Source organism: Hominiventricola sp. (assembly GCF_057604405.1).
In genome coordinates this window covers 1-20,384 of record NZ_DBLYVB010000030.1, presented here as the reverse complement: position 1 = coordinate 20,384, position 20,384 = coordinate 1, and the positions used below count along the sequence as shown (strand labels likewise).

The window sequence follows — 20,384 nt, the reverse complement described above, 5'->3', positions numbered from 1 at the left end:
AGTTATCTAAAGATTTTGCTCATTATAATTCAATAAAATCAAGGAATTTTAATGTCTGGTGGAATTTACCACTGCACTGGAATTTAAAATTTCAAGTCAGCTTTTATTTTCGCGAAAAAATTTTTTATAACTATAAGAAAAGACAGGACATCCGACAAAGCTTTTCTGTCAGATACCTGCCTTTTCTCTTTCCATATTATTATTTCAAATACCTGCTGTTATTTTACCTCAAATTTACAGCTTCCCTTGGTCAGCACATCCACTGCGTTCTGTGCTGCCATGAGGCTCATCTTGCTGCTGGCCTCTTTCGTTGCTGCGCCTGCATGGGGTGTCAGGATGCAGTTGGAAAGGCTGCACAGACGGCTGTCGTACGGGGGCTCGTCCACGGTAGCATCCAGGCCGGCCGCGCGGATCTCGCCTGATGCGAGAGCCTCGTAAAGGGCATCCTCATCCACAATACCGCCTCTTGCTGTGTTGACAAGAATAGCTTCGTTTTTCATAACCTTAAACTGCGCGGTACTGAACATATGTCTAGTCTCCGGCGTCAGGGGAGAATGGATGGTGATGAAATCTGACTCCCTGATCAGGGTATCCAGATCTACATACTCTGCGCCGCACTCTTTCTTGAATGCCTCGTCCTGATACTGGTCGTAGCACAGGATCCGCATGTTGAAGCCGGTGCAGCGTTTTGCAACGCCCTTACCGATCCGGCCTGCGCCTACTACACCAAGAGTCTTCTCCCACATTTCCAGTCCCTGGGGACGAACCTGGTTCTTTGCCTTGATGCCGTTGTCCATGGTGGTCACGTTTCTTGCGCAGTCCAGCATGAGTGCCATTGCCATATCTGCCACGGAATCTCCGTTGGCGCCGGGGGTGATGGTCACTGCCACGTTGTGTGCAGCTGCTGCCTTCACATCTACCTTGTCATAGCCCACGCCATAACGGGAGATGACTTTCAGCTTGCTGCCGCAGGCGATGAGCGCCTCATCGTAGTCCTCCAGGCCGGCGATGACAGCATCTGCCTCGGGCAGTTCCTTCTTTAACTGCTCCGGGATCGGGCCGTCAGCAGCTACCAGTTTCTTTACTTCACAGTCGTTTGCTGCCAGCAGATCCAGTGCCTTGCTGTCAGCGGTTCCAAATGATCTGGCGGTAACCAGAACTTTATATTTTGCCATTTTGCGATCTCCTTTACTCCTACTCCCACTCGGTGTGGAAGTGTCCTTCCCGGTCGGTTCTCTCATAGGTATGCGCACCGAAGCAGTCTCTCAGCGCCTGCACGAAGTTCACCGGCATCTGCTCACTGCGGTAGTAATCATAGTAATGAAGCGCAGAAGCAAGTGCGGGAACGGCAATCGCCGCATTCTCCGCTTTGGTGACAGTCTCCCGCAGGGCGGGCTCCAGATCGCCGATATAAGAGAAGGTGTCTGTCAGAATGAGATTTTTCTCATTTTCTTTCAGGGAATCTTTTACTTCTGTCAGCAGTTCGCTGCGGATGATGCATCCGGCTCTCCATACGCCGATCAGATCTGCCAGGTCGATGTCCCAGCCATTCTCATCAGATGCCTTTGCGATCAGCGCCATGCCCTGGGCATAGCTCACAATGATGGAAAGAAGCAGCGCGTCTCCCAGCTTCTTCGCGCAAGTATCCATGACAACCGGAACCGCCGTTGCAGAAAGCTTCTGATAGCCTTCTTTGCGGACTTCCTTATCAGAAGAAAAGTTTCTTGCAAATACTGCCTCAAAAATGGTGGGAATGTATACGCCGCGGGCAATGGATTCCTCCAGGGTCCACCGGCCGGTTCCCTTCTGGGCAGCCACATCCAGAATTTTCTCCACAAGAGGGGTGCCGTCCTCGTCCATTTTTTCCAGGACGCTGACGCTGATGTCGATCAGATAGGAATTGAGGCGGCTGCTCTTCCACTCCCGGAAGATGTCCGTGATCTGTTCATGGGTCAGATGTAACCCGTGCTTCATCACATAGTACGTCTCCGCGATGAGCTGCAGCACCGCATACTCAATGCCGTTGTGCACCATTTTCACATAATGGCCCGCACCCTCTCTGGAAATATACGTACAGCAGGAATCTTCCCCGCAGTGTGCGGCGATGGTCTGCAGGATGTGCCGGGATGCCTCCCAGCCCTTCCGGCTTCCGCCAGCCATCATGCTGGGGCCGTAAAGCGCACCCTTCTCGCCGCCGGACACGCCGACGCCAAGATAACAGATGCCTTTGCTCTCCAGATCCTCATACCGGCGGGCAGTATCCTTGAAGTAGGAATTACCGCCGTCAATGAGCACATCGCCCTGCTCCAGAAACGGAAGCAGCTCGGCGATGACGCTGTCCACTGCCGGACCCGCAGTTACCATCATAAAGATAATCCGCGGTGTTTTCAGGCTTTCAACCATTTCCCGGACATCCGCACACACTGCGTAATGATCCTCCTTGCCCGGCACCGCAAAACGTGCTCGCTCTGCATCACTTTTGCTGTAAGCCGCTACCCGGAAATCATGATGGATCATGTTCTTTGCCAGGCTGCTTCCCATTACGCCAAGACCATACAACGCAATATCACAATTTTTCATGCCGTGCCTCCAAAATATTATTCTCTTACAAGAGCAACTGCCTCTGCGGTCAGTTTCTCGATCTCATCAAATTTGCCTTCCTTGATCAGGCTCTCTTTTACCATCCAGCTGCCGCCGCAGGCGATGATCTTCGGACTTGCCAGATACTCCTTTACGTTACCTGCATTCACACCGCCGGTGGGCATGAATCTTAAGGACGGGAACGGGCCGGAAAGTGCCTTGATGGTAGCCAGTCCGCCGTACTGGGATGCCGGGAAGAATTTTACAACCGGAAGGTTGTACTCCATTACCATCATGATCTCAGTAGGTGTGCATACGCCCGGGAATACCGGAATATTGTTCTCTACTGCGAACTCAGTAACTGTTTTGGAGAATCCAGGAGTAACGATGAACTTTGCTCCGGCCTCTTTTGCCTTCTTTGCCTGCTCCAGGTTGGTTACGGTACCTGCACCAACGAGCATCTCAGGGCATGCCTCGGAGATTGCCTTGATGGAATCTGCTGCAGCCGCGGTACGGAAGGTTACCTCAGCAACCGGAAGTCCGCCTGCGATCAGTGCTTTTGCCAGCGGCACTGCATCCTTTACATCCTGAAGTACCACAACAGGAACCAGTTTCAGCTCTTCGATTTTCTTGTTTACATCCATTTTTCTCTTCCTCCATTTGATTTTTTATTGGTTTATATTAATTAAAATATTACCCGTAATGAAACATTTGCCCCATCAGCAGCCTGCTTCATAGCATTTCAGGTATCTCTCGAATTTCTTCTCATAAAAATCTGCCATCTCCGGGTTTGGATGAATGATCTTCGCCGGTGCGGGGTCAAAATCCCGTACATCACCGATCACACCAGCCAGCTCCATAGCCAGTACTGCACCGCCAAGCAGTGAGCCCTGCTCGTTGTCATCCACCTCCAGATCCTTCTGGAAAATATCTGCACACATCTGTGCCCATGCCGGGGAATGCAGGATACCGCCGGAAAACTTGATCCGTTTTGGCGGTTCATTCACCTTTGTCAGCATCTTGTAGCAGTGGTACAGGTTGAAAAGAACACCCTCCTGTACTGCCAGATAGAGATCATTGGCCTTGTGTTTCGGCAGGATCTCCAGAAAACCGCCCTTTCTCTCATCATTCCAGCCGGGGCAGCGCTCACCGAACAGAAACGGCAGGAATACCGGGTTCGTCTCCCGGTCGGTGATGCCCTTCTCGATCTCTCCATAGGAAACATCCTGACCAAAGGCGTGATCCTTATACCAGTCGATGCAATTGCAGCAGCCGTTGGTGGCTGCGCCGCTTAACCATGCCTTGGGGGACATGTAGCACCAGGTGCTGGGCTGATCCGGCAGTACCGGCTGTGCGGTCGTCAGACGGATGGCACCGCTCGTTCCGACAGAAAAGGTCATTACCCCCTCCACGGAAGCACCCACACCCACCTGGTTCAGGCCTCCGTCGGAGCTGGTGGGAACAACCGGGATACCCGGCTTCACACCCAGCGCCGCTGCCGCCTCCGCCGTCAACGGATACGTATGCTTATAATCGATCACCTCAGAAAGCTGATCCTCGGTGATGCCTGCCTCTTTCAGGATCTCCGGATCATACTTTTTCGTATGGGTATTCAGAAGTCCTGTTCCAGAAGCCAGGCACTCGGTGATGATCCGCTTACCGGTCATCCGGTAGTTGTTGTATGTACCCTGCCCGAATATATAATGCCTGCTTAAATCATAGCCCTTCTTTTTCAGAAGAAGCAGCTTAAAGAACGGATAGATGGCATTGACCATACATCCGGTCTTATTGTAAAACCATTTTACATACTCCGGATCTTCCCGGAGTTCCTTACACACCTCCGCAGCCCCGGTGTAGGACCACAGATAGACCGGTGTCACAGGCTTCATATCCTGATCGCACAGGAACAGGCTGTGCCAGGTACCGCTCAGAGAAATCATGGAAATCTCATGGCCCGCTGCCACTTCTCTTCCCAAAGCGATCATCTGTTCATAGACATTATCCGCCTTGTGCATCGTCACATCTTCGTAGTTACCGGTGTACGCCCGCGATTTCACATCAAATTTTCCGGTGTCTGTATCATACAGCATCGCCTTGGCTGATGTGGTACTGGCTTCCAATACCAAAATGTTCATATTCCCTCAACCTTTCTACAATCATTTTAATTTATAATATTTTTTATTCTTTAAAAAAAATTTTTTCTTTATCAAACTCAATTTTATTATAGAATTGTTTTGGGCATTCTGTCAACAGAATCTGTTCAATTTTCTTGATTTTAAACAGATTATACAAGCACTGTATATCAAAACATTTTTTCCACCTTCAACACCCGCATGATCGTCTTCTTTGTGTTATTATAATGGATATTGATGGCGATCTTCAGCGCCTGTTCATCCTTTTCACAGATAGCATCCAGCATCTGACGGTGCTCCATCACCCCGGCCACATCCTTCTCCCGGGACTGCCTCTGGAACACATAATTGGAATATACGAAAGGATTGATGCTCTTGTAAACATCCAGAATCTTCCGGTTGCCAGTACATTTCAGATATAATTCATGGAACTTATAGTCATACATGTAATTTTTCAGATACTGCTCCAGGGAAGCATTTTCACCGATATCCGCCACAATCTCCAGATGTTCTTCCACATTCTTTCGCATCTCTTCCTGGAAGATCCGGTTGCTGGCCACTGTATCGATGACTTCTTTTGCATAGTAGAGATCCATCATCCTGCGGATATCAAAAATCTCTCCTGCTTCATCCGGAGAAAACTCATGTACCTTCATGCCCTGTCTCGGATAATTGTCAATGACGTGCTCCGTGCAGAGTCGGTTCAGTGCCAGCTTCACCGGTGTCTCACTGACGCCGTAACGGGCAGACAGCTCCTTCGTCTTGAGCTTCTGTCCCGGCAAAAGCACATGCCCCACAATGTCCCTTCGGATCTGCTCATAGATGGTATCCACCAGCGTTTCTTTTCCGTTTTCTATCTTTCCACTTGCCATTTCTTTTCTGTCTCCATTTCTTTCAATACTACTTTTCTATAATGTACCATAAAATTCATAAAATCAGCAACCATTCCCTTGCATTTTATGTCATCATCTTTTTATTTTCTGCTAACATTTCAAAAAATCATGACATGCCGGGATCCGCCGGAAGCTCCTCCCCATCTGCCGCCGAGGTGGCCAGATGGTCGCACCGCTCGTTGTATGCATGCCCTGCATGGCCCTTCGGGAGTTTGACAGTTAAATATTAGAAAAATCACTGCCGGTCTTATAAAGCCTGTATTTTTTTGTCAAATTTTCCGAAATTATACGTGCGCTTTTATACGCTTTGTTGTATGATATATATGATGTCACAAGGAGGTGTCACATTTGTATATTTCAATCACAGGCAGTGTAAATAACAAAGATGTATATATTAAACGTTCCTACAGATATTGATTTTGGAAAACGTATCCGTACTCTGGGGGAAATTAAAAAAGTTTTAGCAAAGACCAAAAAGTAGAAAAAACACCATGAAAATCTGACAAAGCAGAAAACCCGCCAAGCCCTGTATTTACTGGGTTTAACGGGTGTTTTATATCCATTTAGCTGCAAAAGTCAGGGTATTATACCATTGCGGGGCATGGTTTGCAAATGTAAAAAGGGACTGCAGTTTTAAACCGCAGCCCCCATTTCTATTATTCCTGCCTATTCTTCTTTTTTCTGTTCTTCCTTCTTCTGCTTCCGTCTCTTCCGGATCTTCTTCACTGCCAGTACCACTACTATAATGATCACCGCCCAGACGATGAGGATTGGCAGGGAACCAAGTATCACGATAACGAATCCCCTCATATCTCTGCCCACGGTATAAAGGCTGTCGCCAAACCGGTCTTTGATTTCTCCGAAGAAACTCTTCTCTCCCGTATCGGTAACCCGTTCCACTTCATCCACATCCACGTTGACGGTACTGTAATCAATCTGGTTATCCAGCATGCGAAGCTGGCTTCCGTAATTTTCCAGTTCATACCGGACATCAGAAAGCTTGCTCTCAATGGCCAGCAGATCTTCCATATTTTCCGCCTGGGAAAGTAGTTCCAGCAGTCGCTCCTGCTCGGTCTCCAGTGCTTTCTTCCGGCTTTCCACATCCACATACTGGAGAGTTACATCCTCTACAGATTCATTTTTCTGGGTTACGTTTCCGAGTTCACCCACGATATCCACAAACTGATCCAGCTGATCTGACGGAATCCGGATGGTGTAGCTTGCATACCTGGTACTCTTATAATAATAGCTATTACCACTGATCGAGGAATTTTCAATATAACCGCCCAGCTCTGTAGTTTTTGCGCTTAAATCGCTTAATACCGAATCAAATTCCGTGGTCTGTAAGGACAGATAAATGGTACGAATCAGTTTCCGTCCGTTCTCAACTGTAGACTCCAGTCCATTTTCCGAGGTAACACCACTTCCACTGTCCATGGCAGTTTCTTCATAGGCATCTTCTGTCATACTCGCATCATACTGACTGCCCGCATAAGCCGTGTCCATGGCAGCACTGCTTTTCGAAACAGCACTTTCCGTCGTCATCATGGACTTGCTGCCACAGCCTGCCGCTAATAACATCATGCCTGCCAGTAAAAACGCCAATACTCTCTTCTTCATACAATCCCTCCTTTACTGTCCGGAGGCTTCCGCTGCCTCCTGTTCTTCCATTTTTTCTGCAAATACTTCCTCAAATGTAAATTCTGCACTTACCTGCTGACCATCTACATAAGCAATCACCCGGTATTCCTGCGCGCCATAGTCAATATCAAAATCTGACAGATTGATTTCCATATCGATCGCCATTTTCCCTTCCAGATTTTTCCAGGTTCGCTGTTCATACTGTTTGTGTGGAATGACATACCAGGTAGATCCAATCTGCACTTCGATGTCATAACCATCCAGATAACGCACCGCATTTTCGCTGGTATTTCCAATGGTCAGCACCATCGTCGTATTCTCTTCATCCTGTACCGGACAGTTGACAAGCGTGGTCACTTCCTCCAGATGTTCAGGAACGTCCTGCTGCACTGCCGGATAAATCAGCTTACCGCAATAAGACACACCTTCCTGAGACGGGTCATTAATCTCTCCTTTACTCCACTCTTCTTCCAGCGGCGAGATCTCTTTCGCTCCGGCATCCGCCTGATCCGCTGCCGCTTCTTCCTGCGCCGCCGCTTCTGCACTTTCTTCCGTTGTCATGACTTCTTCCTCGTCTTCTGCTGCACTCTCTTCTAACATAGCATCATCATAAGCAGAAGTATCCATAGCGGTTTCCGTCTTCGCACTTTCTGAAGCAATTTCTGAATGAAACAGATCTTTTACGTTCCATACCAGGAATCCTGCCACCAGAAAAATCAGTACGGTTGCTGCCATCTGTCCATACCGCGGCGAGAAATGTCTGCGGATCTCCCTTTCTTTTCCTTTTCGCGCCGCCTCTTCCCCGTCATTCAACAGCTGATCCATCTTTTCTTCAAACGATTCTGAAAAGGTGTGGCTTCTTGCGATTTCCCGTTCCGGAGGCACAAAACTTAAATCTTCATCCAGGCATTCTTCTAGTACACGGGTCAGTAATTTTTCTGCCTCTGCTTTCTTCTCTTCCTGCCTGCTCAAGCTTTCTGCACCTCCTTTCTGATCATGTCCTGCAGTTTTTTCCTTGCCCGGAAATATCGGATATTCACATTTTTCGCTGAGATTCCCAGCACATCCCCAATCTCCGCATCCGACATCTGGTACATAAATTTGTATTCAAATACAGTACGGTATGTATCGTCCAATTCCAGGACACAGGATACCAGCCGGTGATAATTTTCCTTCGTCAGATACTGATCCAGCATATCACCGCCGCTCTGCTTTTCTCCATATGCTTCCGGAAGTTCCGACTCCGGCAGCTTCTTCCGCAGAATATCCACTGCTTTACTTCGCACAATGGTTGCCAGAAAATTCCGGGTTCGGTCACTGTGAACTTCCTCTACTTTGTCAAGATGCCTGGTCAACGCCAGAAAAGTCTCCTGCACCGCGTCCTCTGCGAGATGGGCATCCTGCAGCTTCTGATTTGCCACATACCACAGAAAATGCCGGTACTGGTAATAAATCTCTGTAAATTTCTGTTGTTCCTCCGGATCTTCCAGAAGTGTCAGAAAGAAAAACATATCGTATCCTCCGGTAAATGCATTTACATAAATAGAAACGTAATTATTTTTTATTTTACTACACTTCTTCCGGAAAATCTTCTGAATTTCTCTTAAATATTCCTAAAGCCGGGTTCTTTTTTCAAAAACCCGGCTTTCACAACATGTTGATTCATTTTTAATCCAAAGTTACCGTCTGGGGCATGATAAATTCCACACATCCCATGGAACCCGGTGCTACGTCATACTCGTTGAAGCAGATTACCACATGGCCTTCTGCATTTACGTAGAAATCCTGATCTTCTGCGATCTTATCGAAATTCCACTCCGGTACATCCGGATCATCCAGCCAGTACTTCACGGTTTCGTCTGCTGCCATCTGCGCTCTCATCTGCTCCTTTACTTCTTCGCTGATAGTATTCACATAATCGTCTCCGCACAGATCTTTGAGGGTCAGCTCTTTTCCGGTCAATTTATCTACCGTGTAATGTTTGTGCTGCTCATAACCACTGCCAGCTCCCTGATAGAGAATGAGTTCCAGAGAGAAAAGTCTGTCATTGTCTGTCAGAACCTTACTGTCGATATAAATATCCTGATAACCTTCTTCATTTTTCATACTCTCTTTGAACTCATCAATAAGCTTGTTGGTTTCTTCCTCAATATCAAAATTGATGGCATCTACGGTCGCTTTTGCCTGTTCTACAGTACCCTGATCTGCAGCTTCTCCATCTCCGGTATTCTGCGTTTCCACCTGCGGCACTTTTACATTGGCCATATTCCGTTCTTCATCCACCTGATATTCTCTTATGGTTGTGATTTTAAACAAATTTCCCAGAAGCGGAATCTGCTGCATGGCTGCCGCTGCTGTCTGGCTCGTATTGGGAAGAACCAGCACAATGGCCAGTACCGCTGCTGCACTTGCACATGTTTTCCACAATTTTACTTTTTTTACTTTTCTCTTTTCCATTTTGGCTCTCTCTATAGATGCTTCCATCCGTTCTTTCATATTCTCAGGCACTTTAATTTCCTCATACTCCTTTTTCCAGTTTCCCATATTCCACCCCTCCTGTTTCCATATATTTTTTTAATTTATCCATAGCCCGATAGAGTCTGCTCTTCACTGTATTTACATTAAGTTCCATGATTTTTCCAATGTTATCGATCTTCTCTTCTTCAAAATAACGAAGCACTACAATCGCTCTTTCCTGCTCATCCAGTTTATCAAGGGCTCTCTGAAGATCAATATCTTCCACCTGGTCTTCCTGACCCTGTTCCGGTAAACTTTCCATATCCACGGATGTCAGTTTATTTTTCTTTAAGAAGCGCAATGCCTCATTTATCACAATTTTACAAATCCAGGTATCCACATATTCCGGCTGTTTTAAAAGATCACTTTTCAGGATTGCCCGATAAGCACCTTCCTGAACGATATCCATCGCATCCTGCTCACAGAATACATAGCTGTAAGCCATTCTATAATATTTTTCATAATTCTTTATCAGACACTCATGCACAAGAGCCTCTTTTTCTGAAGCTTTCATATTTATCTCCTCCTTTCATTTTCTTTTATCTATTAGACCACATCTGGTTGAGAAAAGTTTCAAAGTTTTATAAAAAATGCCCTGATTTTTCTTTCCTAAAAAATCCGAACATTTTGATTTTGCTATATCAGTATTTAAGCTAAAAGTTCTAATAAATCCAATGGTTTTTCCAGCAATACTTCCGCGCCATTTTTCTGAAGGATCTCCCGGTCTGTGTAACCCCAGCAGGCTGCAACAGCGCCAAAGCCCATGGCTTTTGCAAATTTCATGTCCGTATCACCATCTCCCACGTAAAGCACTTCCTCCGGTTTTACCTGAAGTGCTTCGCATGCCATATAGCCTACCTGCGGGTCTGGCTTTAATGGACGGACATCATTATTTCCCCATACTTCTGCAAAGGGAATATCTGAGCAGAAATGATCAGCGATCTTCAATGCATTTCGCTCCACTTTATTGGTAATAATGGCAAGCTTCAGGCCGCGTCTGCTCAATTCCATCAGCATCTCTTTCATTCCTGGATAAAAGCAGGTTTTATCTGCGCAGTGAGTACGGTACCAGGTCAGATGAGTCTGCACCGCCTGCTCACGCATTTCCGGTGTCCGATCCGCCAGAAGCGCTTTGTAAATATCACGGACTCCTCCGCCAGTCAGCGGTTGAAACTCTTTATAGGTAATTCTGGGATGTCCGGCCATATCCATGGCATGGTTAACGGCTTCCAGCATATCCAGCACCGTATCCAGTAATGTTCCGTCCATATCCAGAATGACTGCTTTGATATTCTCATAGGTTCTGTATGTTCCCACTCTTTTTCTCCTTCTGGAAGCTTATACCCGGATCTTTGTTCCTTTCTGGTCCCGGCTTCCATTTTTCAGTTTCTGCAGTGCCACCTCTTTTTCTTTATAAAGAATGTTCCGTTCTTCTCCATCTGCCAATGCATACACCTCTTCCAGATGATCTTTGGCAGACAGCTTCATGGCACGTACACCGATGGCTGCCTTCTTCTTCTCCGGGATTTCTTCTACAGGGAACCGCAGGAAAAATCCCTCCGCAGACTGGAGCACCAGCTGGGTGTGATCTCCCACCAGTCCGGCATAGAGCACTTCGTCTCCTTCATTTAACTTAGTGGCCATACTGGTTCTGGTACGCACATCATATTCATAACCACTGACAGTCTTGGTCATGCCGTATTTGGTTACAAAAAGCATGGTGCCAAGAATCAGATCCTCCATGCTGCTCACGCAGACAATCCGTTCCTGTGCACTGTCAAAATTACTGTAATTATCAATCGGAAATGCCTTGTCACGGAATTTTCCATAGGGCAGCTCCTGTACTTTTGCCGTATACATTTTTCCGGTGTCCGTAAAGAGACAGAGTCGGTCCGTATTGCGGCAGGTGAGTACATACCGGCTCTCACTGTCGGCAGCCTCTTTATTTCTCTCATAGGTGGCTGTATCCACGGTTCTGCAGTAGCCGAAGCGGTCCATAAGAAATACCACCGGCATCTCCTCGATCTTCTTCTCCACATAGACAGCTGCCTGGGCGTTGACAATGTCTGTCTTCCGTTCTTCTCCATAGGATTTCTTATAACGTTCCAGATCTGCAATGATCACTTTCTGCATCTCGTCGTAGTTATTGAGGATCTCGGAATAGCGGGCAATATTTTTCATGGTCTGATCATGTTCTTTCATGAGAGCCTCGATCTCCAGACCAATGAGTTTATAGAGCCGCATTTCCAGAATCGCCGTTGCCTGACGTTCCGTGAAACGAAGTTTCTCTGCCTGCACTTTTGACTGCTCTGATTTAAAACGGATTCCTTCCGTCGCACCGCTCATGAGACAGCCTTTCGCCATCTTCAGATCCCGGCTGCCCCGTAAAATCTCAATGATCAGATCAATCACATCACAGGCCTTAATGAGGCCTTCCTGAATTTCTTTCTTATCCAGCTCTTTATTTAACAGAGTTTTATATTTTCTCGTGTTCAGCTCAAACTGGAAGTCAATGACTTGATCGAAGATCTGGGTCAGACCCAGTGTCTCTGGTCTTCCGTCTGCAACTGCCAGCATATTCACACCAAACGTATCTTCCAGCCTTGTTTTCTTATAGAGCATGTTCGTGAGCTGCTCCGTGTCAGCGCCCTTTTTCAGTTCCAGAACGATCCGGATACCTTCCTTGGAAGACTGGTTGGTAATATCCACGATGTCTGTAGTCGTTTTGCTCTCCACAAGGCTTCCGATATCGTTTAAGAACTTTCCGATATTGGCTCCAATCATGGTGTAGGGAATCTCCGTAATCACCAGCTGCTCTTTCCCGCCTTTTAGTTTCTCCACTTCAACACGACCTCGGATCTTGATTTTTCCTGCACCGGTCCGGTAAATCTCCGGAAGCTCGTCTTTATTTACCACGATGCCGCCTGTGGGGAAATCCGGTCCCGGCATGATCGTGAGCAGATCTTCCACGGTCAGTTCCGGGTTCTTCATATACGCTTCCATGGCATCGATGGTTTCTCTTAAATTATGAGACGGGATGCTGGTGGACATACCAACTGCGATTCCCTCGGCCCCATTGATGAGAAGATGGGGAATTCTCGCCGGAAGCACTCCTGGCTCTTTCTCTGTTTCATCAAAGTTCGGCACAAAATCCACAATGTCTTTATCAAGGTCTGCCAGCAGGGCTTCCTCGCTGACTTTCTGAAGACGTGCTTCTGTATATCGCATTGCTGCGGCACCATCTCCCTCGATGGAACCAAAATTTCCATGGCCGTCAATGAGAGGCAGTCCTTTCTTGAAATCCTGGCTCATCACAACCAGCGCTTCATAGATGGAGCTGTCTCCGTGGGGATGGTATTTACCCATGGTATCGCCGACGATACGGGCACATTTACGGTAGGGGCGGTCACTGCGGATGCCCAGCTCATGCATATCGTAGAGAGTTCTTCTTTGTACCGGTTTTAAACCATCCCGCACATCCGGCAGAGCGCGGGCTACAATGACACTCATGGCATAGTCGATATAGGACTTCTGCATGATGTCAGAATATTCTGTTTTGATAATCATTTCTTCACTCATGAAAAGTCCTCCTTACACATCCAGCTCTGCGTCAACCGCATTGTCATAAATAAATTTCCGTCTTGGCGGCACTTCAGTTCCCATCAACATCTCTGTTACAGAGGCAGCCAGTCTGGCATCCTCGATCTCCACCAGGCGGAGTCTTCTGTGCTCCGGATCCATGGTCGTCTCCCACAGCTGGGAAGCGTCCATCTCACCGAGACCTTTGTATCGCTGCAGGGTAAACGCACCGGTATGTTTCTTTCTGTATTTTTCCAGGGCCTTGTCATCATAGAGGTATTCTTCCTTGCCTCTCGATGGCATGGCTTTATAAAGGGGCGGCATGGCAATGTACACATGTCCCTCATAGATCAATTCCGGCATAAAGCGGTAGAACAAGGTTAAAAGCAGCGTACTGATATGGGCGCCGTCCACGTCCGCATCGGCCATAATAATAATTTTGTCATAACGAAGCTTCGTAATGTCGAAGTCATTTCCGTATCCTTCGGAAAATCCGCAGCCAAAGGCATTGATCATGGTCTTGATCTCCGCATTGGCCAACACCTTGTCGATACTTGCCTTCTCCACGTTCAGAATCTTACCGCGGATGGGAAGAATGGCCTGATAGGTCCGGTTTCTTGCCGTCTTGGCAGAACCGCCTGCCGAATCTCCCTCCACGATAAAAATCTCGCATTTGGAAGCATCCCGGCTCTCACAGTTGGCCAGCTTTCCATTGGAATCAAAGGAAAATTTCTGTTTGGTCAGAAGGTTGGTTTTTGCACGTTCCTCTGTCTTCCTGATCTTCGCTGCCTTCTCAGCGCAGCCAATGACCGTCTTCAAGGTCTCCAGATTCCGGTCAAAATACCGCTGAATCTCTTCTCCCGTCACTTTTGCCGTGGCCTTGGATGCATCCTGATTATCAAGCTTTGTCTTGGTCTGTCCCTCAAACCTGGGTGCCGGATGTTTGATGGAGATGACTGCCGTCATACCATTTCTGACATCTGCTCCGGTAAAGTTCACATCTTTGTCTTTCAAGACCCCCAGTTCTCTGGCATAGGAGTTGATCACAGTGGTAAAAACCGTCTTAAATCCCGTAATATGGGTACCGCCCTCTGCATTGTAAATATTGTTGCAGAATCCAAGAACATTTTCATGGAACTCATTCACATACTGAAATGCTGCTTCCACAGTGATGCCGTCACTCTCCCCCTTGAAATAGACCACATCATGAAGTGCTTCCTGAGATTTATTCAGATCCTTTACAAATCCTACCAGCCCGTCCGGCTCATGGTATACGATATGTTCTACTTCCGAACCTCTCCGGTCTTCGAAAATGATGGTCAGTTCCGGATTCAAATAGGCCGTCTCATGCATGCGGCTCTTGACTTCCTCTGCCTTAAAACGAGTTTTTTCAAAAATCTCCGGATCCGGCAGAAAGTTAATCTTTGTTCCGGTCTTTCTTGTCTTTCCGATGGTCGGAAGCAGGCCATTGATCAGTTCAATCGTTGGATTTCCTCTTTCATAATGGTCATGATGGATATAACCGTCCCTGGATACTTCAATATCCAGATAGGTGGACAGAGCATTGACCACCGAAGAACCTACTCCATGAAGTCCACCGCTAGTCTTATATACGGAATCATCAAATTTTCCGCCTGCATGAAGTGTCGTAAATACCAGACGTTCTGCTGACATTCCCTTCGCATGCATGCCTACCGGAATTCCCCGGCCGTTATCTGCCACCGTGCAGGAACCATCCTTTTCCAGATACACCTCGATCTGGCTGCAGAAGCCTGCCAGATGTTCATCCACTGAATTATCTACAATCTCGTAAATGAGATGATTCAAGCCTTTGGTAGAAACACTTCCGATGTACATACCGGGACGCTTCCGAACTGCTTCCAGTCCCTCCAGGACAGAGATACTGTCCGCATCATAGGTGCTGCTTTTTGCCATATTTTTCTACTCCTTTATAACACAGCAGAGCCGCAGAAGGATATCGATCTGCGGCAGTTACTGAAATTTTACATTATTTACATGGAAACACGTTCTGCGATTTCCGCCATCTTCGCTTTGTTGAGGCGGGTGTCACCTTTTACTCTGGAATAGGACAGATATCCGTTCATGCGGTCGATCTTGGTCAGATTCCTGCTTCCGCATTTCGGGCAGACCTCCATATCCAGTTCCTGATACCCACAGTCATCGCAGTAGGCCAGAGACAGGTTCACGCCTTCATAAAACCCTTTCTTCATGGCTCTCCGCACCAGAGTACGGATGGCTTCTTTATTATATCCTACCGGATAACGGACATACTGGATCTTTCCGCCATTGCACAGCTCCCAGAACCGTCCTTCTTTGTCCTGTTTCTCGATAGGCGTCATATTTTCCGTTACATGGCAGTGGAAACTGTTGCTCACATACGGGCGGTCAGATACATTTTCCACGATACCGTATTTCTTACGGAACTGTTCAATCTGCAGGCCACACAGGCTCTCTGCCGGGGTTCCGTAGATCGCATAGAGAATACCGTCCTCCTCCTTGTACTCGTTGACCTTCTTGTTAATGTATCTCATAACCTCCAGGGCAAACTCTCCATCCTCACGGATGGATTTTCCATTGTACAGCTCCTGCAGCTCATTAAGGGCAGTGATGCCAAAGGAAGCGGTCATAGGTTTCAGAAGAGGCTTAATCTTATCACCCGGCTTTAAGTGTCCGCCGTAGAAACCACCCTCGCAGTAAGCCAGCGGGTTGGTGGATGCTCTCATCTCACCCAGATAATCATAAGTGCGGATATGAAGGTTTCGGATCATCTCCAGATAGTAGTCCAGCACTTCATAGAAATCCCGGTTCTCAGAACGGGACTGAGCCAGAATCATCGGCAGATGAAGGCTGACTGCACCAATATTGAAACGTCCCACGAAAATCGGCTTATCATTTTCATCCGCCGGCTTCATGCCGCCTCTCTCGTACCAGGGACTTAAGAATGCACGGCATCCCATAGGACTGATGACTCTGCCGTATTTCTGGTACATTTCAGAGATATAACCCTCTCCGCTCATGGACAGCCAGTCCGGGTACATGGTCTTAGAGGAACACTCCAGTCCTGCTTCAAAGACGTCTTCGCAGCATCCGCCTTTTCCGTGAATAGCCTCATCATAGAGGAATACGATCTTCGGGAACAATACCGGTTTTTTATTGCCCGGTTTGCCCTGTCCTCCCTGATGCACCTGAAGGAGGGAAATATTACACATTTTTGCGAATCGTTCCTGTCCAAGACCCATGGTCACGGTCACGAAGGGATAATCTCCTCTGGAAGAACCAACAGTGTTCAGTTTGTATTCAATTCCCTGCCATCCCTGATCAAAATCACGGCGGACTTTGTTCATGGCATATTCTTCTGCCTTTTCCTCTGTGCCTTCCCATGACGGATCGGTATATTTCAGGAATTCTTCCCTGTATTTCTTATAGCTCTTCTCTGCATAGGGTGCCAGCACCTTATCCACTTCCGGCACGGTAAATCCGCCGTACTGCTGGGCTGCGGTACTTAAAATAATGTCTCCCATGACATCGAATGCGGTATCCAGGGTCTTTGGCTCGTTGTACCACACATTACCCATCTCAAAACCGCCAGTAAGCACGCTTGCAATATCAAAGAGACAGCAGTTCATGGTATCCAGACGTGCAGACTGGTCATGAATATAGATATAACCGTCTCTGCAGGCCTGCAGCTCGTTCCGGTTCATGAAAAACTTCCGGTACAGTTCCTTATTCAGCTCATTGAAGATCAGGCTTCTCTTGGTAGCTACCAGAGCACTGTCCGTATTGGCATTACTTTTATCTCCAATGTAGCGAATAGACTGGCTCTTGGTATAAACGTCATCCATCATATGGACAAAGTCTTTTTTATAATTCCGGTAATCCCGGTAGCTCTTTGCCACCGCCGGGTTTACACGGTCGAGAGCACCCTCCACGATATTGTGCATATCCTGAATATCAATATTTTCCTTGCCCAGCGATTCTGCCTGTTCCTGGGCAAATTCACAGATAAACTGAATCTCTGCTCTTGAAAATTTATATAATATACGTGCTGCAGACTTATTCACTGCATTCACAATCTTTTCGACGTTAAAAATCTCTCTTGTCCCGTCTTTTTTGACTACGTATAACATCCGTTCACCCCTACTATATCTTGTGTTTTTTCTCTCTATCAAATCGATATGTTGATTAAAAGTATATACCAACCACTTCGAATATGCAAGTCGCAATGACGCTGAAAACTCTACAAGAATCTTTTTCGAAATTCTGCTATATTTCACAAACTTGAAAAAGAAAGCGCTGCCCTCTTGACAAAGAGAGCTGCGCCTTATCTTTCGCATCCGGTTATTTCATAAACCGGTCAATTGCCTCAGTCAGATCGGCAATGGCTTCCATGTCTCCACATTCCACCGCCTCCACCAGACAATGTTCAATATGGTCTTTTAAAATGACCTTTCCGGTGTTATTGATCGCCGATTTTACCGCAGAAAGCTGAATCAATACTTCGCTGCAGTCCCTTCCTTCTTCCACCATTCTCCGGATGGATTCCAGATGCCCGATAGCACGGGACAGCCGGTTCAGCACTGCTTTTGTATTCGCATGCGTGTGGGTATGTCCGTGAGCATGCGAATGTTCATGCTCATGGGTATGTCCCTGCTCATGATGATCATGGCCCTGCTCCTCGTGCTCGTGGGTATGAATGTGCTCATACACTGTGCCGTCTGGAGCAACATGAGTATGTGTATGCTCTTCTGACATGCCTGTCTCCTCCTTATGGATTATAAGTCACAATTCTTTACGGTTCTCGGGAACGGGATCACATCTCTGATATTGCCCATACCAGTCAGATACATCACGCAGCGCTCGAATCCCAGACCGAATCCGGAATGATGGGTGGAACCATATTTACGCAGATCCAGATAAAAACCATACTGCTCTTTATCAAGTCCCAGCTCGTCCATACGTGCTGCCAGTTTGTCGTAGTCGTCCTCTCTCTGGCTTCCGCCGATGATCTCGCCGATACCCGGAACCAGGCAGTCCATGGCAGCTACCGTCTTTCCATCTTCATTTGCTTTCATGTAGAATGCCTTGATCTCTTTCGGATAATCGGTTACAAATACCGGGCGTTTGAATACCTGTTCCGTCAGATAACGCTCATGCTCAGTCTGAAGATCGCATCCCCAGGATACTTTATAATCAAATTTATCATTGTTCTCTTCCAGAATCTTCACAGCCTCTGTATAGGTTACATGTCCGAACTCAGAGTTCAGCACATGATTCAGGCGGTCAAGAAGTCCCTTGTCTACGAAGGAATTGAAGAAATTCATCTCCTCCGGGGCATTCTCCAGCACATAACGGATGACATATTTGAGCATTGCCTCTGCCATCTCCATATTATCATCAAGATCTGCAAATGCCATCTCCGGCTCAATCATCCAGAACTCAGCCGCATGACGGGTAGTGTTGGAATTCTCTGCGCGGAAGGTCGGCCCAAATGTATAGATATTGCGGAATGCCTGTGCATAAGTCTCACCGTTTAACTGTCCGCTGACAGTCAGGTTCGTCGGCTTGCAGAAGAAGTCTTTGCTGTAGTCTACTTTTCCATCCTCTGTTTTCGGAATGTTGTTAAGATCCATGGTAGTTACCTGGAACATCTCTCCTGCGCCTTCGCAGTCACTTCCGGTGATCAGCGGCGTGTGTACATAGACAAATCCCTGTTCCTGGAAAAATTTATGAATGGCATATGCGGTCAGAGATCTTACCCGGAAGACAGCCTGGAACGTGTTGGTTCTCGGTCTTAAATGGGTCATGGTACGCAGATATTCAAGGGTATGGCGTTTTTTCTGCAGCGGATAATCCGGTGCGGAAGCACCCTCTACCGTTACCTCTGCTGCCTGAATCTCAAAAGGCTGTTTTGCCTGAGGGGTAGCCACCAGTGTGCCTTTCACAATAACGGCTGCGCCCACGTTCAGCTTGCCGATCTGTGCAAAATTCTCCATGGTATCATGATATACCACCTGCAGCGTTTCAAAAAAAGTACCGTCATGAAGCACCAGGAAACCAAAGCTCTTGGAATCTCGGATACTGCGCACCCATCCGCCTACGGTAATCTCTTTGTCAAGATAAGCATCTCTGTTCTTATATAATTCACGAACGGTTATCAGTTTCATTTCTATATCCCCTTCTGTTCATAAAAATTACCGGCGTGTCCGTTGGCATATATGCCCGCCGGTATCTCACTCCTGCAGCACATATAAAAATACATTTCATTCAGGTGCTGCCCATGGCTATCGCCCATTATATCATACTTTCCTTTCATACGCAAATAATGCATGCAGTCTTTTTGTCTGCATGCATTTTTTGTATTTTATCTCATGGTATCCGGATGTCTCGGGTGAGTCTCCAGGAAATGCTGTTTCATTTCCAGAAATTCTCTCAGATCCATCAGCACATGGAACAGGATTGCCCGGTTTTCAAATTCCTCCCTGGTTCTTGGCAATGCTTCCAGATTCATCTGATCAAGTAACTCTTCCAGTTTCCAGAGCTGTTCTTCCGGAGAATCTTTCTCCGCAGAGCTTTCTGACAGATACTCCAGATACCGGGCTACATAGACTGCCTGCTTTGGTACCTTCCGGATCCTGGTCACACTGTTTCTGAGGGTCTGCAGCATGGAGCACTGCTGAAGCCTCATCTCCAGATAATCTGCATAGTAGTAATCCTGTTCCCCCAGGGTATTATTTACCTGCTCATGGGCATTCTTCAGACCCTCATGAAGAATCTCTTCCAGCTCATCAAGATCCATCCAAACGTCCTCAGAAGTTTTCTTCTCCTCCAGATACTCTGTCATCTCAGTCAGAACCTTTTTCATGGCCTGCTCTGCCGTCTTTACATCTTCCAGAATCTTCTTCCGGTAGCTTGGCATCAGCCACTTAATGTCTTCTATGTGAAAAGATTTTAAAGAGAAAATGCACATCCTACGCAGATAACATGACAATTTCATGCAAAGCGAAAGGAGACACCATGAAAA

The 20,384-nt window shown here is 47.1% G+C and carries 16 protein-coding genes and 2 pseudogenes; all 18 read right to left on the bottom strand.

The genetic code is table 11. The features are described 5' to 3' along the window. Positions 1–218: 218 nt before the first annotated feature. On the bottom strand, positions 219–1,175 hold the full coding sequence (locus ACZMB2_RS12860) for a phosphoglycerate dehydrogenase (protein WP_487597032.1): 957 nt from the start codon (positions 1,173–1,175) through the stop codon (positions 219–221). Between the two features lie 19 nt (positions 1,176–1,194). Beyond that, on the bottom strand, positions 1,195–2,580 hold the full coding sequence (gnd, locus tag ACZMB2_RS12855) for an NADP-dependent phosphogluconate dehydrogenase (RefSeq protein ID WP_487597031.1): 1,386 nt from the start codon (positions 2,578–2,580) through the stop codon (positions 1,195–1,197). Positions 2,581–2,597: 17 nt separating this feature from the next. After that, positions 2,598–3,224 carry a bifunctional 4-hydroxy-2-oxoglutarate aldolase/2-dehydro-3-deoxy-phosphogluconate aldolase gene (gene eda, locus ACZMB2_RS12850; protein WP_487597030.1) on the bottom strand — a complete coding sequence of 209 codons (627 nt, stop codon included), beginning with the start codon at positions 3,222–3,224 and terminating at the stop codon, positions 2,598–2,600. Positions 3,225–3,299: 75 nt separating this feature from the next. Then, positions 3,300–4,715: a gluconokinase gene (locus ACZMB2_RS12845; RefSeq protein ID WP_487597029.1), complete on the bottom strand. Its 1,416-nt coding sequence runs from the start codon at positions 4,713–4,715 to the stop codon at positions 3,300–3,302. A 167-nt stretch (positions 4,716–4,882) separates the two neighbouring features. Continuing rightward, positions 4,883–5,584: a GntR family transcriptional regulator gene (locus ACZMB2_RS12840; protein WP_487597028.1), complete on the bottom strand. Its 702-nt coding sequence runs from the start codon at positions 5,582–5,584 to the stop codon at positions 4,883–4,885. Positions 5,585–5,711: 127 nt separating this feature from the next. Further along, positions 5,712–5,810, bottom strand: a pseudogene (locus ACZMB2_RS12835) (ribonuclease HI); the annotation flags it as partial. A 461-nt stretch (positions 5,811–6,271) separates the two neighbouring features. Beyond that, positions 6,272–7,225, bottom strand: a complete 954-nt coding sequence (locus ACZMB2_RS12830; RefSeq protein ID WP_487597027.1) for a DUF4349 domain-containing protein — start codon at positions 7,223–7,225, stop codon at positions 6,272–6,274. 12 nt (positions 7,226–7,237) lie between these two features. Beyond that, the gene (locus ACZMB2_RS12825; RefSeq protein ID WP_487597026.1) at positions 7,238–8,218 is read right to left on the bottom strand and encodes an immunoglobulin-like domain-containing protein; all 981 of its coding nucleotides are present in this window, start codon (positions 8,216–8,218) and stop codon (positions 7,238–7,240) included. Next, a complete protein-coding gene (locus tag ACZMB2_RS12820; RefSeq protein ID WP_487597025.1) occupies positions 8,215–8,757 on the bottom strand; it encodes an RNA polymerase sigma factor in 543 nt (180 codons plus the stop codon). Before ACZMB2_RS12820 ends, ACZMB2_RS12825 begins: the two co-directional genes overlap by 4 nt. Before the next feature lie 157 nt (positions 8,758–8,914). Further along, entirely contained in the window at positions 8,915–9,790 is an 876-nt protein-coding gene (locus ACZMB2_RS12815; RefSeq protein ID WP_487597024.1) for an RsiV family protein, read from the bottom strand. Continuing rightward, the gene (locus ACZMB2_RS12810; protein ID WP_487597023.1) at positions 9,765–10,277 is read right to left on the bottom strand and encodes a sigma-70 family RNA polymerase sigma factor; all 513 of its coding nucleotides are present in this window, start codon (positions 10,275–10,277) and stop codon (positions 9,765–9,767) included. The genes ACZMB2_RS12815 and ACZMB2_RS12810 overlap by 26 nt, the downstream gene beginning before the upstream one ends. Before the next feature lie 134 nt (positions 10,278–10,411). Further along, complete coding sequence (locus ACZMB2_RS12805) at positions 10,412–11,080, bottom strand: HAD family hydrolase (RefSeq protein WP_487597022.1); 669 nt, start codon at positions 11,078–11,080, stop codon at positions 10,412–10,414. 21 nt (positions 11,081–11,101) lie between these two features. Further along, positions 11,102–13,342, bottom strand: coding sequence for a DNA gyrase/topoisomerase IV subunit A (locus ACZMB2_RS12800; RefSeq protein WP_487597021.1), 2,241 nt, complete (start codon positions 13,340–13,342; stop codon positions 11,102–11,104). Positions 13,343–13,354: 12 nt separating this feature from the next. Further along, on the bottom strand, positions 13,355–15,277 hold the full coding sequence (locus ACZMB2_RS12795; RefSeq protein ID WP_487597020.1) for a DNA gyrase/topoisomerase IV subunit B: 1,923 nt from the start codon (positions 15,275–15,277) through the stop codon (positions 13,355–13,357). Positions 15,278–15,354: 77 nt separating this feature from the next. Then, on the bottom strand, positions 15,355–17,490 hold the full coding sequence (nrdD, locus tag ACZMB2_RS12790; RefSeq protein ID WP_487597019.1) for an anaerobic ribonucleoside-triphosphate reductase: 2,136 nt from the start codon (positions 17,488–17,490) through the stop codon (positions 15,355–15,357). A 211-nt stretch (positions 17,491–17,701) separates the two neighbouring features. Beyond that, positions 17,702–18,115, bottom strand: coding sequence for a metal-sensing transcriptional repressor (locus ACZMB2_RS12785; RefSeq protein WP_308458227.1), 414 nt, complete (start codon positions 18,113–18,115; stop codon positions 17,702–17,704). Between the two features lie 20 nt (positions 18,116–18,135). After that, positions 18,136–19,527: an asparagine--tRNA ligase gene (asnS, locus tag ACZMB2_RS12780; protein ID WP_487597018.1), complete on the bottom strand. Its 1,392-nt coding sequence runs from the start codon at positions 19,525–19,527 to the stop codon at positions 18,136–18,138. Between the two features lie 197 nt (positions 19,528–19,724). Then, positions 19,725–20,384 (bottom strand): annotated as a pseudogene (locus tag ACZMB2_RS12775) (hypothetical protein); the annotation flags it as partial.

What these genes read in the sequence shown, in the direction of transcription:
- ACZMB2_RS12860 (WP_487597032.1), bottom strand. Translation starts at nt 1,175, where the DNA reads ATGGCAAAATATAAAGTTCTGGTTACCGCCAGATCATTTGGAACCGCT.
- gnd (WP_487597031.1), bottom strand. Translation starts at nt 2,580, where the DNA reads ATGAAAAATTGTGATATTGCGTTGTATGGTCTTGGCGTAATGGGAAGC.
- eda (WP_487597030.1), bottom strand. Translation starts at nt 3,224, where the DNA reads ATGGATGTAAACAAGAAAATCGAAGAGCTGAAACTGGTTCCTGTTGTG.
- ACZMB2_RS12845 (WP_487597029.1), bottom strand. Translation starts at nt 4,715, where the DNA reads ATGAACATTTTGGTATTGGAAGCCAGTACCACATCAGCCAAGGCGATG.
- ACZMB2_RS12840 (WP_487597028.1), bottom strand. Translation starts at nt 5,584, where the DNA reads ATGGCAAGTGGAAAGATAGAAAACGGAAAAGAAACGCTGGTGGATACC.
- ACZMB2_RS12830 (WP_487597027.1), bottom strand. Translation starts at nt 7,225, where the DNA reads ATGAAGAAGAGAGTATTGGCGTTTTTACTGGCAGGCATGATGTTATTA.
- ACZMB2_RS12820 (WP_487597025.1), bottom strand. Translation starts at nt 8,757, where the DNA reads ATGTTTTTCTTTCTGACACTTCTGGAAGATCCGGAGGAACAACAGAAA.
- ACZMB2_RS12815 (WP_487597024.1), bottom strand. Translation starts at nt 9,790, where the DNA reads ATGGGAAACTGGAAAAAGGAGTATGAGGAAATTAAAGTGCCTGAGAAT.
- ACZMB2_RS12810 (WP_487597023.1), bottom strand. Translation starts at nt 10,277, where the DNA reads ATGAAAGCTTCAGAAAAAGAGGCTCTTGTGCATGAGTGTCTGATAAAG.
- ACZMB2_RS12800 (WP_487597021.1), bottom strand. Translation starts at nt 13,342, where the DNA reads ATGAGTGAAGAAATGATTATCAAAACAGAATATTCTGACATCATGCAG.
- ACZMB2_RS12795 (WP_487597020.1), bottom strand. Translation starts at nt 15,277, where the DNA reads ATGGCAAAAAGCAGCACCTATGATGCGGACAGTATCTCTGTCCTGGAG.
- nrdD (WP_487597019.1), bottom strand. Translation starts at nt 17,490, where the DNA reads ATGTTATACGTAGTCAAAAAAGACGGGACAAGAGAGATTTTTAACGTC.
- ACZMB2_RS12785 (WP_308458227.1), bottom strand. Translation starts at nt 18,115, where the DNA reads ATGTCAGAAGAGCATACACATACTCATGTTGCTCCAGACGGCACAGTG.
- asnS (WP_487597018.1), bottom strand. Translation starts at nt 19,527, where the DNA reads ATGAAACTGATAACCGTTCGTGAATTATATAAGAACAGAGATGCTTAT.